The sequence below is a fragment of the Plantactinospora siamensis genome (assembly GCF_042434095.1).
Classification (GTDB): domain Bacteria; phylum Actinomycetota; class Actinomycetes; order Mycobacteriales; family Micromonosporaceae; genus KBS50.
In genome coordinates, this window is record NZ_JBHLUE010000026.1 from 691166 (window position 1) to 705879 (window position 14714).

At 74.4% G+C, this 14714-nt stretch carries 13 protein-coding genes and 1 pseudogene; 11 read left to right on the forward strand and 3 right to left on the reverse strand.

The window, feature by feature from the left end; all coding sequences use genetic code 11:
• Positions 1-64 precede the first annotated feature (64 nt).
• From ACFFHU_RS28390 to ACFFHU_RS28420, 7 genes are all read left to right on the forward strand, one after another.
• On the forward strand, positions 65-1099 hold the full coding sequence (locus ACFFHU_RS28390) for a LacI family DNA-binding transcriptional regulator (protein ID WP_377343466.1): 1035 nt from the start codon (positions 65-67) through the stop codon (positions 1097-1099).
• Between the two features lie 13 nt (positions 1100-1112).
• Complete coding sequence (locus tag ACFFHU_RS28395; protein ID WP_377343468.1) at positions 1113-2453, forward strand: ABC transporter substrate-binding protein; 1341 nt, start codon at positions 1113-1115, stop codon at positions 2451-2453.
• A gap of 29 nt (positions 2454-2482) precedes the next feature.
• Complete coding sequence (locus tag ACFFHU_RS28400; protein ID WP_377343469.1) at positions 2483-3463, forward strand: carbohydrate ABC transporter permease; 981 nt, start codon at positions 2483-2485, stop codon at positions 3461-3463.
• 146 nt (positions 3464-3609) lie between these two features.
• The gene (locus ACFFHU_RS28405) at positions 3610-4371 is read left to right on the forward strand and encodes a carbohydrate ABC transporter permease (protein WP_377343511.1); all 762 of its coding nucleotides are present in this window, start codon (positions 3610-3612) and stop codon (positions 4369-4371) included.
• Between the two features lie 4 nt (positions 4372-4375).
• Positions 4376-5032 (forward strand): hypothetical protein, encoded by a 657-nt coding sequence (locus tag ACFFHU_RS28410; protein WP_377343470.1) that lies wholly within the window; start codon positions 4376-4378, stop codon positions 5030-5032.
• A complete protein-coding gene (locus ACFFHU_RS28415) occupies positions 5029-6168 on the forward strand; it encodes a Gfo/Idh/MocA family protein (RefSeq protein WP_377343471.1) in 1140 nt (379 codons plus the stop codon). Before ACFFHU_RS28410 ends, ACFFHU_RS28415 begins: the two co-directional genes overlap by 4 nt.
• Positions 6161-6469, forward strand: coding sequence for a cupin domain-containing protein (locus tag ACFFHU_RS28420; RefSeq protein ID WP_377343472.1), 309 nt, complete (start codon positions 6161-6163; stop codon positions 6467-6469). Before ACFFHU_RS28415 ends, ACFFHU_RS28420 begins: the two co-directional genes overlap by 8 nt.
• Before the next feature lie 12 nt (positions 6470-6481).
• Here the strand turns inward: ACFFHU_RS28420 and ACFFHU_RS28425 are convergent, their stop codons facing one another.
• Together ACFFHU_RS28425 and ACFFHU_RS28430 are read right to left on the reverse strand one after the other, a co-directional pair.
• Entirely contained in the window at positions 6482-7435 is a 954-nt protein-coding gene (locus ACFFHU_RS28425) for an anti-sigma factor RsbA family regulatory protein (RefSeq protein WP_377343474.1), read from the reverse strand.
• Positions 7436-7564: 129 nt separating this feature from the next.
• Positions 7565-8737 (reverse strand): alanine--tRNA ligase-related protein, encoded by a 1173-nt coding sequence (locus ACFFHU_RS28430; protein ID WP_377343475.1) that lies wholly within the window; start codon positions 8735-8737, stop codon positions 7565-7567.
• Positions 8738-9063: 326 nt separating this feature from the next.
• On the opposite strand from ACFFHU_RS28430, the gene ACFFHU_RS28435 reads away from it, so the two are divergent.
• Together ACFFHU_RS28435 and ACFFHU_RS28440 are read left to right on the forward strand one after the other, a co-directional pair.
• On the forward strand, positions 9064-9228 hold the full coding sequence (locus ACFFHU_RS28435; protein WP_377343477.1) for a hypothetical protein: 165 nt from the start codon (positions 9064-9066) through the stop codon (positions 9226-9228).
• Between the two features lie 29 nt (positions 9229-9257).
• On the forward strand, positions 9258-11942 hold the full coding sequence (locus ACFFHU_RS28440; protein ID WP_377343478.1) for a class III lanthionine synthetase LanKC N-terminal domain-containing protein: 2685 nt from the start codon (positions 9258-9260) through the stop codon (positions 11940-11942).
• Between the two features lie 38 nt (positions 11943-11980).
• Here ACFFHU_RS28440 and smpB read toward each other — a convergent pair whose 3' ends face one another.
• Positions 11981-12466, reverse strand: coding sequence for an SsrA-binding protein SmpB (gene smpB / locus ACFFHU_RS28445; RefSeq protein ID WP_377343479.1), 486 nt, complete (start codon positions 12464-12466; stop codon positions 11981-11983).
• Positions 12467-12625: 159 nt separating this feature from the next.
• Here smpB and ACFFHU_RS28450 point away from each other — a divergent pair, with 159 nt between their 5' ends.
• Positions 12626-13891: an AI-2E family transporter gene (locus ACFFHU_RS28450; RefSeq protein WP_377343480.1), complete on the forward strand. Its 1266-nt coding sequence runs from the start codon at positions 12626-12628 to the stop codon at positions 13889-13891.
• A 260-nt stretch (positions 13892-14151) separates the two neighbouring features.
• A pseudogene (locus ACFFHU_RS28455) lies at positions 14152-14714 on the forward strand (Clp protease N-terminal domain-containing protein); the annotation flags it as partial.

Genomic DNA, 14714 nt, shown 5'->3' on the forward strand with positions numbered 1-14714 from the left:
CAATCGTTTGCATTAATTGCTGCACCTTGTCGAACGGCCATCCCCGACACCGAAGGGATCAGGCGTGCCAGCCACGATTCGGGACGTAGCGCGGGCCTCCGGCGTGCACATCTCGACCGTCTCCCGCACGTTCTCCGCGCCGCACCTGGTCAACCCGGACACCCGCAGCCGGGTGCTGGCCTGCGCCGAGACCCTGGGCTACCGGCCCAACCGGGCGGCCCGGGCGCTGATCACCGGGCGCACCCACAATATCGGCCTGATCGTGGCCGACATCGCCAACCCGTTCTTCCCGCCGCTGATCAAGGCGGCCGAGAGCCAGGCCAGGGGCCGGGATTACCACATCTTCGTGGCCGACACGAACGAGGACCCGGCCGTCGAGGAGGAACTCGTGCACGCCCTGGCCAAGCAGGTCGACGGCGTGCTGCTGTGCAGCCCCCGGATGAGCAACAGCCTCATCGAGCAGCTCAGCCGGGAGGTGCCGCTGGTGGTGGTCAACCGACAGGTCGCCGGCCTGCCCTCGGTGGCGACCGACAACGGGCAGGGCGCGCGGCTGGCCGTCGAGCACCTGCTGTCGCTCGGCCACCGCGACCTGGCGCTGCTGGCGGGGCCGCGCGGCTCGTGGACCAACCGGGAGATCCGCCGCGCCGCGGTGGCGGCCGCCCGGGCCGGCGGCGCCGCCCTGACGGTGCTCGGCCCGAACCCGCCCACCGAGACCGGTGGTGGCGCGCTGGCCGAACCGGTCCGCCGGTGCGGCGCCACGGCCGTGCTCGCGTACAACGACCTGATGGCCATCGGCCTGATCGAGGGGCTGCGCGCCATCGGCACGGCGGTGCCGGGCGAGGTCAGCGTCGTCGGCATCGACGACATCGCGCTGAGCCGCCTCACCCGACCCAAGCTCACGACCGTGGCCACCCCGGCCGCGGCCGCCGGCCGGACGGCCGTCGACCTGCTCCTGCAAAACGGCGCGGGCGCCGGCGCCCGCGGCGGCCGCCGGGGCGGGCTCGACGACGACCGGCGGGCCACCGCACAGGTGACGCTCCGGACGGAGCTGGTCATCCGCGAATCCACCGGGCCCGGCCCGGCCGCCTCCAACGCCTGAGGAGAGAGCGCACATGTCTGCCCACCCGGCCGTACCGACGGATCCATCCGCCGCCGATCACCGCGCCATCGTGCCCCGCCGCCGGCTGCTGAGCCTGCTCGCCGCCGCGCTGGTGACCGCGCCGCTGGCCCTGGGCGCCGCCGGGTGCGGCGGTGACGACGCGAGCGACCCGAACGCGCCCGTCAAGATCTCCATCTTCTGGTGGGGCGGCGACGCCCGGGCGAAGCTGACTGAGGACGCCCTCACCCTGTACGAGAAGCGGCACCCGAACGTCGTGTTCGAGAAGACCTGGCAGGCCAACCAGGGCTACTTCGACAAGCTCGCCACGCTGGTGGCCGGCGGCGACCCGCCGGACATCTTCCAGATCGACGACAACTACCTGACCGAGTACGCGTCCCGCAATGCCACCCTCGACCTCGGCAGCTACCAGCAGAGCGGGAAGATCGACACCAGCAGGTTCCCGGAGAGCCTGTGGAAGTACGGCGTGGTCGACGGCAAGCTCGCCGGCTTGGCCGCCGGGGAGAACACCCAGGGTCTGGTGTACGACAAGACGCTGCTGGCCCGGCACGGGCTGCCCGAGCCGACCACCGGGATGACCTGGGAGCAGCACATCGCCTGGGCCGAGCGGGTCAGCAAGAAGGCCGGCGTGCCCGGCACCCAGGACCCCAGCGGCGACTACAAGGCGTTCTGGGTCTGGCTGCGCCAACGCGGCGCCGACCTCTACCGGGACAAATCCCTGGGCTTCACGGCCACCGACGTCACCGAGTGGTTCGAGCTGTGGAAGGGCGCGCGGGACCGCAGGGCCACACCCACCCCCGACGTGATCCACGAGGGCAACGCCACGGACATCACCAAGCAGCTCGTCGTCACCGGCAAGGCGGCCACCTCCTGGGTGTGGGCCAACCAGCTGCCCGAGCTGGACAAGAACACCAAGGACGAACTCGGCGTGACCGCGTACCCGGGCGACCCGAGCGCGCAGTGGGCCCGGGCGTCCATGTACTACTCGGTGTTCCGGGGCAGCAAGCACCGGGACACGGCCATCGATGTGATCAACTTTCTGGTCAACGACCCCGACGCCGCGCGGATTCTGGGCACCGACCGCGGCCTGCCGTCCAACATGGACCTCCGCAAGCAGGTGGCCGACTCCGCCGGGGACCCGGCCATGAAGCTCTCCATCGACGTGGAGAACCAGTTGGCCGCCAAGTTCGGCCCGTCGCCGCAGGTGCCGCTCAAGGGCCACAGCAAGGTCAGGTCGGCGCTCACCAAGGCCGCCGAGAACGTCCAGTACGGCCGGGCCACCCCGGCCGAGGCGGCGCAGCAGTTCATGGCCGCGTGCACGTCGGCGATCGGCTGACCGGCCGGCCGGCGCAGAGAGGAGCGCTCGTGGCGGTGACCACGGCACCCGAACGCAACCGGCCGGCGCCGCCGCCGGTCCGGGCCACCCGCCGGCGGCGGCGCCGACCGGGCATCGGGGGCGAGGGGCGAGCCGGGTACGTCTTCCTGTCGCCCTGGCTCATCGGCCTGCTGGGCATCACGGCCGTCCCGATGCTGCTGTCGCTCTATCTGAGCTTCACCAACTACGACGTGCTGACGCCGTGGTCGGAGGTCAGGTGGGTCGGGCTGGGCAACTACCGGCGGATGTTCAGCACCGACCCGGCGTACTGGCACGCGGTCCGGGTGACCGTGACCTTCGCGCTGGTGGCCGTGCCGCTGAAGCTGGCCGCGGCGCTCGGGGTGGCGCTGCTGCTCGACCGGACCTGGCGCGGGGTGGGGCTGTTCCGCGGGCTGTTCTACCTCCCGTCGCTGCTCGGCGGGAGCGTGGCGCTGTCCATCGTGTGGCGCAGCATGTTCAGCGGCGACGGCGCGGTGAACTCGTTCCTCGCGGTGTTCGGCGTGTCCGGCCGGGGCTGGGTGAACGACCCGGACTGGGCCCTGCAGACGCTGATGGTGCTGGCCGTCTGGCAGTTCGGGGCGCCCATGGTGATCTTCCTGGCCGGCCTCAAACAGGTGCCGGGCGAGCTGTACGAGGCGGCCGCCGTGGACGGCGCCGGCCGGTTCCGCCAGTTCGTCAGCGTGACGCTGCCGATGCTGTCCCCGGTGATCTTCTTCAACCTCGTGCTGGAGACGATCCACGGCTTCCAGGGCTTCACGTCCGCCTTCGTGATCAGCAACGGCACCGGCGGTCCGGTCGACTCGACTCTGATGTACACGCTCAAGCTCTACATCTCCGGCTTCACCGACCTGGAGATGGGCTACGCCTCGGCGATGGCGTGGGTCTTCCTGCTGGCCATCGGCCTGGTCACCGCGGTCCTGTTCAGCACCGGCCGGTTCTGGGTGCACTACTCCGACGGGACCGGGTCGTGACCGCCGCGCCGACCGTCGGCCCGCGCCCGCCGGCCGGACCGGCCGGGAATGTGGCGGCCCGCCGGCCCGGATCGCGCCGGCGGCAGCTGATCCGGCTGGTGGTGCTGCTGGCCATCGTGGCCGTGGTGCTCTATCCGTTGCTGTGGATGCTGGGCGCCTCGGTCAAGTCGCAGGAGGAGATCGTCAACAACATCGGCCTGCTGCCGCGGCGGTTCACCCCGGCCAACTATCCGCACGGGTGGACCAACTTCGACGTGAGCTTCGGCCGGTTCTTCCTGAACAGCGCCATGGTGAGCCTGCTGGCCGTGCTCGGCAACGCGCTGTCCTGCCTGCTGGCCGCGTACGCCTTCGCCCGGCTGCGGTTCCGGCTGCGCCGGCTGTGGTTCGGCATCATGATCGGCACCCTGCTGCTGCCCGGGCACGTGCTGATCGTCCCGCAGTACATCCTGTTCCGCACCCTCGGCCTGGTCGGCGGCCGGTGGCCGTACCTGCCGCTGCTGGTGCCGCACTTCCTGGCCACCGACGCGTTCTTCGTGTTCCTCATGGTGCAGTTCATGCGGGGCATCCCGCGCGAGCTGGACGAGGCCGCCAAGATCGACGGGGCCAGCCCGTACGGCATCTTCCGGCACATCGTCCTGCCGCTGAGCCGGCCGGCGCTGGTCACCACGGCGATCTTCACGTTCATCTGGACCTGGAACGACTTCTTCCGGCAGCTGGTCTACCTGTCCCGGCTGCCCGACTACACCGTTCCGGTGGCGTTGACGCTGTTCATCGACTCCACCAGCCAGAGCTCGGTCGGCCCGATGTTCGCCATGTCGGTGCTGTCGCTGCTGCCGGTGTTCCTGTTCTTCGTGGCCTTCCAGCGGCTGCTCGTCGAGGGCATCAACACCAGCGGGCTCAAGGGCTGAGCCGGTGACCGCCGCCACCGACCGCCGGGACTGGCGGGACCTCGTCCGCGACGCCACCGACCTGGCGCTGCTGGGCATCCTGCTGACGGTGGCCGCCCTGCCGCTGCTGACCGCGGCCACCGCGGCCGGGGTGGCCAGCGCGGCCGTGCACGACTGGTTGGAGACCGGCAGCTGGCCGTCGGTCCGCCGGTCGGCGTACCGGTTCCGCCGGGGGCTGCTGCCCGGCGTGGCCGCCGGCCTGGTCGCGCTGGCCGGCGCCGCGCTGCTGGCCGCGGACCTGGCCGCGGTGGCCCGCGGCGCCGTGCCGGGCGGCCGGCCGGTGCTCGCGCTCACCGGCGCGGTGGTGGCGCTGCTGACCGGCCTCGCCGCGCTCGTGCTGGTGGAGGTCGGCCGGGCCGGCGGCCGGGGCTGGTGGCCGGCGGCCCGCGCCGCCGCCCGGAGCTGCGTCGACCGGCCGGCGCGGTGGGCCGCGGCGACCGGGGTGAGCTGCCTGGTCCTGCTGCTCGGCGCGCTGGTGGCGCCGGTCACCGTCCCGATCCTGCTGGGGTACGCGGTGGCCGCCGTGCACGCCGTGAGCCGCCGGTTGGCTCCGGGCGGGCTGGATTCCGGCGGCCGTGCCGCAGCGGCGCGCGGGCCCACCCCGCCGGGGGCCGCCGGATGACCCGACGGGTGGCGCTGATCGGCGCGAACGGGCACGGCCGCGCCCACCGGCGCAACCTGGACCGGCTGTCCGCGGCCGGCGTGCTGGATCCGGTGGCGCTCTGCGACACCGCCCCGATCGACGACCCCGGCGCCGCGCCGGTCTTCACCGATCACCGGGACATGCTGGCCGCCACCGCCCCGGACGTGGTGGTGATCTGCACCCCGCCGCACACCCATCTGGGAATCGCGCTGGACGCCGTGGCGGCCGGCGCCGACCTGCTGCTGGAGAAGCCGCCGGTCTCCTCGCCGGCCGAGCACGCGGCGCTGGCGGCCGCGCTGCGCCGGACCGGCCGCGCCTGCCAGGTCGGCTTCCAGGCGCTCGGCTCGGCCGCGTTGCCCGAGTTGGTCGCCGCCGCGAGGTGCGCCACCCACCCCTTCCTTACCGCCGCCCTGGGGGCGTGGTGGCGGCCGGACGCGTACTGGCGGCGCTCGCCCTGGGCGGGCCGGCGGCGGCTGGCCGGGCGGTTCGTTGCGGACGGGGCGCTGGCCAACCCGTTCGCGCACGCGGTGACGCAGGCCCTCGCGGTGGCCGAGGCGGCCTCCGGCTGGCCGCGCGGGACCGTGACCGCCGAGCTGGAGTGGTACCGGACCCGGGACATCGAGGTGGAGGACACCGCCTGGCTGCGGCTCACCGACAGGGCCGGGGACGCCGTCGAGGTGGCCGTCACGCTGGCCTCCGGCACGTTCCTGGCCGGGGAGGTGTGGGCCGGCGGCGCCGCGCTGGAGTATCCGACGGACCGGCTCCGGCTGCCCGGCGATCCGGGCTGGCGCCCCCCGGCCGGCCGGGTCGACCTGCTGGAGAACCTGCTGGCGCACCGGGCCGGCGGCGTGCCGCTGGTGGCCCCGCTGGCGCGTACCCGGATGTTCACGGCCGTCCTGGCGGTGCTGGCCGCCGCGCCGCCGCCGGCGCCCGTGCCGGACCGCTTCCTCCGGCCGCACCCCGACGGCGGCGGGCCGGTTGTCCAGGACGTGGCCGACCTGCTGCGGGCCGCCGCGGCGGCCGGCGCGTTGCCGTCCGAGCTGGGCGTGCCCTGGGCGGCGGCACCGCACCGGACGGTGCTCGAACCCCCACCGAAGGAGGCGTTCCATGCGTAAGTTGACCATGGCCGAGGCGGTGGGCACGGCCGTGCCCACCGGCCGGCTCATCGACCGCGGCGGCTTCCGCCGGTACGACGAGCCGGGCTTCCGGACCCACGACGAGCCCGGTACGCACACCCACGCCGTGCCCGAGGTCTTCTGCATCTTTCAGGGCAGCGGCACCATCGAGATCGACGGCGCGCCGGCGGACCGGTTCAGCGCCGGCGACGTGCTGCTGATCGAGCCGGGCGAGGACCACCATCTGATCAACGACGGCGCGGTGCCGCTGGTCTTCGCCTGGATGCACCTGCAACCGTGACCGGGCCGCCGGTCAACCGATCGGGAACTGCGGGTTGCCCGCCGTGAGGCGCAGCGTGTAGTCGTCCGGACCGCGCTGCTGGGTGACATGGCTGCAGGACTGGTGGGTGATCCACAGGCCCAGGCCGCCGGCGCCCGGTCCGCGCGTCGGGAGCAGGCCCACGAACAGGTCCCGCGGGCCGGTCCCGCCGTCGCTGACCGTCACGACGATCCGGTCCGGCGTCGTCCAGACCCGCGACAGCACCGGCGGCCGCCCGTGCCGCAGCGCGTTGGTGACCACCTCGCTGACCGCCACGATCAGGTCGTCGACGTCGTCGGCGGGCAGCCCGGGATCCACCCGGCGCAGGGCGGCCCGCGCCTGCGCGGGCGTCGGATCCGCCAGCTCCACCGCCGGGCCCGTCCGCTGCGCCGGGTCGAGCAGCATCGGGCGATCCTCCGCCAGGAACGCCGCGGGCTCGGTGTACGTGCCGTTCGGCGTGTGCCGCCCGCCCGGCAGGGCGGTCCACGGATGGGTCCGGGCCACGTCGTCCAGCACCGCCGCGGGCGTCACCCGGGTGTCGAACGCGCACAGGCTCCACAGCGGGAACTCGTCGTACGCGTGGTTGGTGGCCGCCTCGTACCGGGCCCACCAGTCCCAGGTGGCGCCGAACGCGCTGGCCGGCATCTCGCCGACCACCCGGACCTGCGCGGCGCCCGCCGCCACATGGCCGGCCAGCATCTCCCGGTAGGACCGGATGACGGCGGTCGGCCGCGAATAAGGGTCGAGGTAGCTGACGGGGCCGTCGGCCGGCAGCGCCGCGCGGACCAGCGCGGCGGTCCGGTCCCGCAGGGCCACCACGACCGGTTCGCCGGCCGCCATCCCGTCGAGCAGGAACGGCAGCACCACGGCGAGCAGGTCCGGATCCGAGTCGTAACAGAGGGCCGCGTGGTAGTGGCCCCGGTGGCCGGCGGCCGCTCCGGTCCTCATCGGGCGTAACCGGTCAACGTCGCAGCCTCACTCGACCCAGTATAGGCACCTCCGGCCGGATACCCGGCCGTCACCCGGCCGACGGGCCGTCGCCCGCACGACAGGCCGTCCTGCGGGCGACGGGCCGGCTCAGCCGCGCTCGGCCAGCAGGCCGAGCACGAGGTCCCGGGGCAGCCCGTGCGTCTCGTGCAGGTCCACCAGGTCCGACTCGCCCAGCGGCCCCCGCTCGAGGCGCCGGGACAGCACCCGGCGGCCGCGCCGCAACAGCTCCGCGAACCGCTGCTCCTCGCCCCGCAGCACGTCCCGGACCTCCGGTACGCCGCTGGGCAGCCGGAAGTGCTGGATCGTGTGCTCGATCGGCTCGACCGGCAGGTCGGACAGGGTCCGGTCGGGGTGCTCCCGCCACAGCGTGGTGAGGGTGCGGCGGACCAGCCGGCGCAGCACGTAGCCCCGGCCGGTGTTGCCCGGGCGGATGCCGTCGCCGATCACCACGATCGACGAGCGCAGGTGGTCGCAGACCACGCGGGTGTCGGGCACCGGCAGCGGCCACAGCCGGGGCACGGTCCCCAGCCACGGCGCGAACAGGTCGCTCTCGTACACCGAGTCTCGGCGCTGCAGCACGGTGACCAGCCGTTCCAGTCCCATCCCGGTGTCCACGGCCGGCCGCCGCAGCGGCTCCAGGCTGCCGTCGTCGTGCCGGCGGTACCGCATGGTGACGTGGTTCCACAGCTCGACCCAGCGGGGGTCGCCGGTCGGGGTGCCGCGCGGCGGACCGGCGCCGGTCCAGACGAAGATCTCGGAGTCCGGTCCGCACGGCCCGGTGGGGCCGTTTGACCACCAGTTGTCCGTGCCGGTGAGCTCCACCGGCACGCCGAGGTCGGTCCAGGTGTCGACGCTGTCGACGTCCGGCCCCAGCTGGTCGTCCCCGCCGAACGCCGTCGCGTGCAGCCGCCCCGGGTCGATGCCGAAGCCGTCCCGGAGCAGCTCGAATCCCCAGCGCAGGCTGTCCGGGCCCGGATAGTCGCCGAGCGACCAGGAGCCGAGCATCTCGAAGACCGTCAGATGCCGGGTGTCGCCGACCTCGTCCAGGTCGGTGGTGCGCAGGCAGCGCTGCACGTCGACCAGCCGCCGGCCCGCCGGGTGCGGCCGGCCCAGCAGGTACGGCGTCAGCGGGTGCATCCCGCTGGTGGTGAACAGCACCGGGTCGCCGGGCGGTGGCACCAGGGTGGCGCCCATGACGACCCGGTGGCCGCGGTCGGTGAAGAAGTCGAGGAACGTGCGGATGATCTGTTCGGTGTCCATGTGCTTCGGCCTTTCCGGGGCGAGGCCGGCCGGAGGGCCCACGCGGCGTGCGCGTGCACGGGTGGTGACCGCGAACGCACCGGCGGGCCGTCTCCGGCCGCCGGTGGAGGGGAATGAGGTCAGGCAGCGGCGGCCGGCGAGCTGGCAGCTCGCGCGGTCGCGGCGGTGGTGCGGACCTTCATGGGGCCGAGAATAGCGCCCCCCGAGCGCGGTCGTCGCCGGGATTTTCGGCGCACGCACGGACACATTGAGATAACTGGACGTGTTCGGTAGCGTACGGGAGCCACGGTCTAGGATCAGGCCGGCACGGCCGGAGAGGACCCATCGTGCCCGCACTGCTCGGTCTGGAGCCCCGGGATGCCGGTCGGGAACCGGTGGAACCCGTCGTGCTGTTCGACGACGGCGTGCGGCTCGAACGGGCCCGCCTCCGGTGCGCCGGCCAGCCCGGCCCCACGGCGGCCGATCCGGCGCCCCGGGCCACCGGCCGCTGACCCCGCGGGCCTGGTCGGGAGCGTTCGGCATGGACAGCGCCGAGCTGGGGGACGCGGTCGCCCGCGCGCTGCGCGCGCACCGGGCGCCGGGCTACCAGCTCCGCCGCGACGCCACCTGGCTGACGTTGGAGCCGGCGGATCCGCCCGTGCTCCCGGCGTACGGCTGGAAGCTGCACGTGTCCTGTCGGTCCGTCGCCTTTCCGGCCCTGGTGGAACGGCTGCTGCCGGAGCTGCTCGCGACTGGCTGCCCGGTGCGGCTGGCGCGTTCGGTGTCGGTGCTGGCGCGGCTGAACGACGGCTACAGCGTCCCGGGCGCGGTGGGCAAGGCCATCACCGTCTATCCCGACTCGTCCCGGGTGCGCAGGCTCGGCCTCTCGCTGGCCCGCCTGCTGCGCGGCGAGCCGGCGCCGCGGGTGCTGGGGGAGCGGCGGGTGGACCCGGCTGCCCCGGTCTTCTACGGGTATGGCCCGTTCCCGGCGGACCGCGACGCCGACCGGTGCGCCGGGCCGACCGACCCGGGCCAGCCCGGTCCGCTGACCCGGCTGGTCGATCCGTTCACCGGCGAGCCGGCCGAGCTGCGTCCGGCGGATCCGCCGACGGTCCTCGGCGGCCACTACCGGGTGATCGCGGGCATCTACGAGTCGGGGCGAGGCAACGTCTACCGGGCGGTGGACGAGCGCGACGGCGGCCGGGTGGTGGTGAAGCAGGCCCGGGCGCACGTCGACGAGCACGAGGAGGCCGGGGACGTCCGGCTGCGGCTGCGGAACGAGCGCCGGGTGCTGGAGGCGTTGACCGGGATGCGGGGCGTCCCGCGGTTCCTCGACCACTTCCGGCACGGTGACGACGAATACCTGGTGACCACGGACGCCGGGCCGTACAACCTGGCCGACGACGTGGCGCACCACGGCCGGTACGCGCCGACCGGGCCGGCGCCCGGGCCGCCCGGCGGACGCAGCCTGGACAGGCTCGCCACCCGGCTCGCCCGGGCCGTGCTGGAGCTGCACCGCCGCGGGGTCATCGCCCGGGACCTCACGGCACGCAACGTGGTCATCGACGGCGACCGCGTCACGCTCATCGACTTCGGCCTCGCGGCGTACGGCGGCGTGCACGTGCCCGGCGGCACGGCCGGGTACGCCCCGGCCCGGCAGCGCCGGCACGAGCCGCCGCGGGACACCGACGACCTGTACGCGGTCGGGATGATCCTGCTGTTCGCCGCCGACGGCCTGCACCCGGTGACCGTGGACGACAACCTGGACCTGCCGCGCCGGCGGGCGCTGCAGTCGATCCACCTCCGCTGCGGCGGCCGGCCCACGGGCGTGTGGGCGGACATCGCGGACCTGCTGAGCGGCGACGACGAGACGGCCCGCGCCGCGGCTCGCCGGCTGGCGACCGGCGATCCCGCCCGGCATCCCGGCGCGCCGGGCCGGCGGCGCGCCGGTCCGGTCAACCGGTCCCGACCGCCGGAGCTCAACCCCGAGGCGGCGGCCGGGATCGCCGACCAGCTGCTGACCGACCTGCTGGCCGCCACCGACCGGATGCTCGCGGCCGCCGGGCCGACGCCGCAGGGCATGGCCGTGTACCGGGGGGCGGCGGGCATCGGCCTCGAGCTGCTCCAGCACACCGACCGGCCCGGGGTCGTCGATCGGCTGCGTGCCCTGGTCCGGCACACCGCCCGGGCCGTACCCGGCGTCGATCTTCCACCGGGGCTGCTGACCGGCCGGACCGGGGTGGACGTGTTCCTCCAGCGCGCCCGGGCGGCCGGCTTCGACGCCGGCCCGGAGCACCCGGCGCCGTCCGTGCCGGCGGGCGGCTGGCGGGCCGCCGGCGCCGACCTGATGACCGGCGCGGCCGGCACCGGCCTGGGGCACCTGCTGCTGTACGCCGACACCGGCGACCCGGCGCACCTGGCCGTGGCCCGGCGCTGCGCCGAGGCGATCCGGGCCGCCCCGGCGGCGGTCGCCGGCGCCGCGACCGACCGGCTACCGGCGGCGGCGGCCGTCGAGCCGTCCGCCGGCCGGGCGTGGGGCCTCGCCGGCTCCACCGAGCTGCTGCTGTGCCTCGCCCAGGTCAGCGGCGATCCCGCGGTGCTGGCCGACGCGGCCGGGCGGGCCGCCCTGCTGGCCCGGCGGGCGGAGTCGCTGGCCCAACGCGCCGGCGGCCCCCGGGCCGCCTCGCTCGCGGCCTCCTGGTGCCAGGGCCTGGCCGGAATGGCGCAGACCCTGCTGCTCGGCGGCTCGGTGTTGGGCGACCGGTCGCTGACCGCCCTGGCCGGCCGGCTCGGCGCGCAGTGCGTGACGCTGCTGCCCCGGATCGGCGTACCGGGTCAGTGCTGCGGCACCGCGGGGGTGGGCAACCTGCTCGTGGACCTGGCCCTGCAGTCCGGTGGCGGGCAGTGGTGGGACGAGGCCGCCACCGCCGGCCGGCACCTGTTGCTGCGCGCCGGTGGCACGGCCCGGCATCCCCGGTTCGGCGCGGAGGCCGGCACGCACGGGGCCTCCTGGGCCGACGGCCTGGCCGGGACGCTCGGCTTCCTGCGCCGGCTGGCCCGCCGGGGCGGCCCGGCGGCCCTGCCGACGCCCGCCGACGTTGCCGCGCCGACGCTGGCCGGCGACTCCCGGGCGGTCCGGCCGGCCGGCGACGGGGCGCAGCCGGACCGGCCGGTGCCGGTGCCGGCGCTGCGCCGGTCGTACCGCGCCGGCGCCGTGGCCGGCTGACCGCCCGGCCGCCGGTCCCGGGTCGTGGGTCGCCGGGGTCAGGGCCGGCCGGGCCGGCCCTTGAGCCGCCGGCCCAGCTCGCGGGCGATCTCGCGGTTCGCGTCGCGCTCGGCGATGGCCTGCCGCTTGTCGTACGTCCGCCGGCCCCGGGCGAGGGCCAGCTCGACCTTGGCCCAGCCGTCGGCGAAGTAGATCGACAGCGGGACCAGGGCCAACCCCGGCTCCCGCAGCCGCTCCAGGATCCGGCCGATCTCCACCCGCCGCAGCAGCAGCTTGCGGGTCCGGCGCGGCTGGTGGTTGGTCCAGCTGCCGAAGCCGTACTCGGCGATGTGCAGGCCGTGCAGCATGATCTCGCCGTCCCGCTCCTGAGCGAAGGCGTCCACCAGCGAGACGTATCCGGCGCGCAAGGACTTGACCTCGGTGCCGACCAGCACGATGCCGGCCTCGTACGTCTTGAGGACGGCATAGTCGTGCCGCGCCTTCCGGTTCGACGCGATGGGTCTGCGCCCGGTGTCCCTGGTCACCACGACCTCCTCGCCGCTGGCGGGCCGTCGCCGTCACCGTACCGGCCGAGGCGGGATCCGAGCGGCCCGGGCGGCCCGGCGGGCCGGGGCGGGCGCGCGCGACGGGCGGGTGGCGCCGGGCCCGGTTGCGGGCCGCCACCCGGGGGTAGGGATCGGGATGTGCCTACCTCCGATGTCCGGCTGACCGCGCGCCGCGCCACCGTCGTGGTGGCGGTCGTGCTGGCAGCCGCCCTGCTGCTCTACCTGGTGGTGCAGACCCGCCAGGTGCTGACCTGGATCATCATTGCCGCGTTCTTCGCGGTCGCCCTGCACCCGGCCGTGAGCTGGATCGAGCGCCGGCTGTCCTGGTGCCGGCGCTGGCTGGCGACGCTGCTGGTCTACCTGGTCGTCTTCGCCGCGCTCGCCGGGCTGGTGGCCGTCTTCGTCACGCCGCTGATCCGGGAGGGCGGCCAGCTCGCGGACCAGGCGCCCCGGCTGATCGACGACATCCGCGCCGGGCGGGGGCCGGTGGGCCACCTCGCGGCCCGGACCCACGTGCTGGACTACCTGCAGAGCCATGCCGACACCGTGCGCGGGTACGCCTCCCGGCTGAGCACCCCGGCGGTAGGGTTCATCACCGGCGCGGCCACCACGCTGGCCGGGATCATCACGATCTTCGTGCTCTCCTTCCTGATGGTGCTGGAGGCGCCGAAGATCATCGACGGATTCCTCGCCCTGTTCCGGCCGCGGACGGCGGAGCGGATCCGCCGGGTCGGTGGCGACTGTGCGAAGACGATCACCGGCTACATCACCGGGAACCTGCTGATCAGCCTGATCTGCGGGGTGCTCACGTACGCCGTGTTGAAGATCATGGGCGTGCCGTTCGCCGGGCTGATCGCGCTGTTCGTCGGGCTGGTCGACCTCATCCCGCTGGTGGGCGCCACGCTGGGGGCGGTGGTCGCGGTGGTGGCCGGGCTCACCCACTCGGTCACCGCGGGCATCGTGCTGATCGTCTTCTTCGTCGTGTACCAGCAGCTGGAGAACCACCTGCTGCAGCCGTTGATCTTCTCCCGCACGGTGCAGCTGAACGCGCTGACCGTGCTGATCGCCATCCTCGTGGCGGTCGAGCTGGCCGGCATCCTCGGCGCCCTGCTGGCCATCCCGGTGGCCGGGATGATCCAGATCATCGCCCGGGACATCTGGGACGAGCGGCGCGGCGAGTTCAAGGCCGAGCCGACGGTCGGCGTGGACGAACGACCGGCGCGATCCGCCGATGCCGAGCCGCGTCCGGCCGGTGTCGACGTCGATTCCGGGCCGCATGCGGTCGGCGCGGGCGTCAAAGCCGGGCCCCGTCCGGTCGGTGCCGATGCCGATGCTGGGCCTCGTGGCCCAGGTGTGGGCGTGGACGACCCGGCCGCGGTCCGGCCGCGCCGCGAGGAAGGCTGAGGGCGGCGGGACCAGCCGGCTGGGGGGTATGCTTCGGATGGGCAGTGCGCCTGCCCGTTGCCCGGCATGACGTCCACGCCAGCTCATGCGACGAGGCCAAGAGGCTCCGACTCAGCGCATCCGTCTTTCACTGCGGCACCTCGGTGCCGCACAAGCTGGACAGGGTGCGTGGCCGGTCCCATGGGGCGTGAGAAGCGATGTTCGAGCGGTTCACCGATCGAGCGCGACGGGTTGTCGTCCTGGCCCAAGAAGAGGCCCGGATGCTCAACCACAACTACATCGGCACGGAGCACATCCTGCTGGGCCTGATCCATGAGGGTGAGGGCGTGGCGGCGAAGGCCCTGGAGAGCCTCGGCATCTCCACCGACGGCGTCCGCCAGCAGGTTGCGGAGATCATCGGCCAGGGTCAGCAGGCGCCGGGCGGGCACATCCCGTTCACGCCGCGGGCCAAGAAGGTGCTGGAGCTGTCGCTGCGCGAGGCGCTGCAGCTGGGGCACAACTACATCGGTACGGAGCACATCCTGCTCGGCCTGATCCGCGAGGGTGAGGGTGTCGCGGCCCAGGTGCTGGTGAGACTGGGAACCGGTCTGGACGGGGTGCGCCAGCAGGTCATCCGGCAGGTCTCCGGCCATCCCGCCGGCACCGAACCGACCGCCGGGCGGGCGGGCACCCCGCCGGCCGGCGCCAGCTCGCCGACGCTGGACCAGTTCGGTCGCAACCTGACCCAGGCTGCCCGGGAGGGCAAGCTGGACCCGGTGATCGGGCGGGAGAAGGAGATCGAGCGGGTCATGCAGGTGCTGTCCCGCCGCACCAAGAACAACCC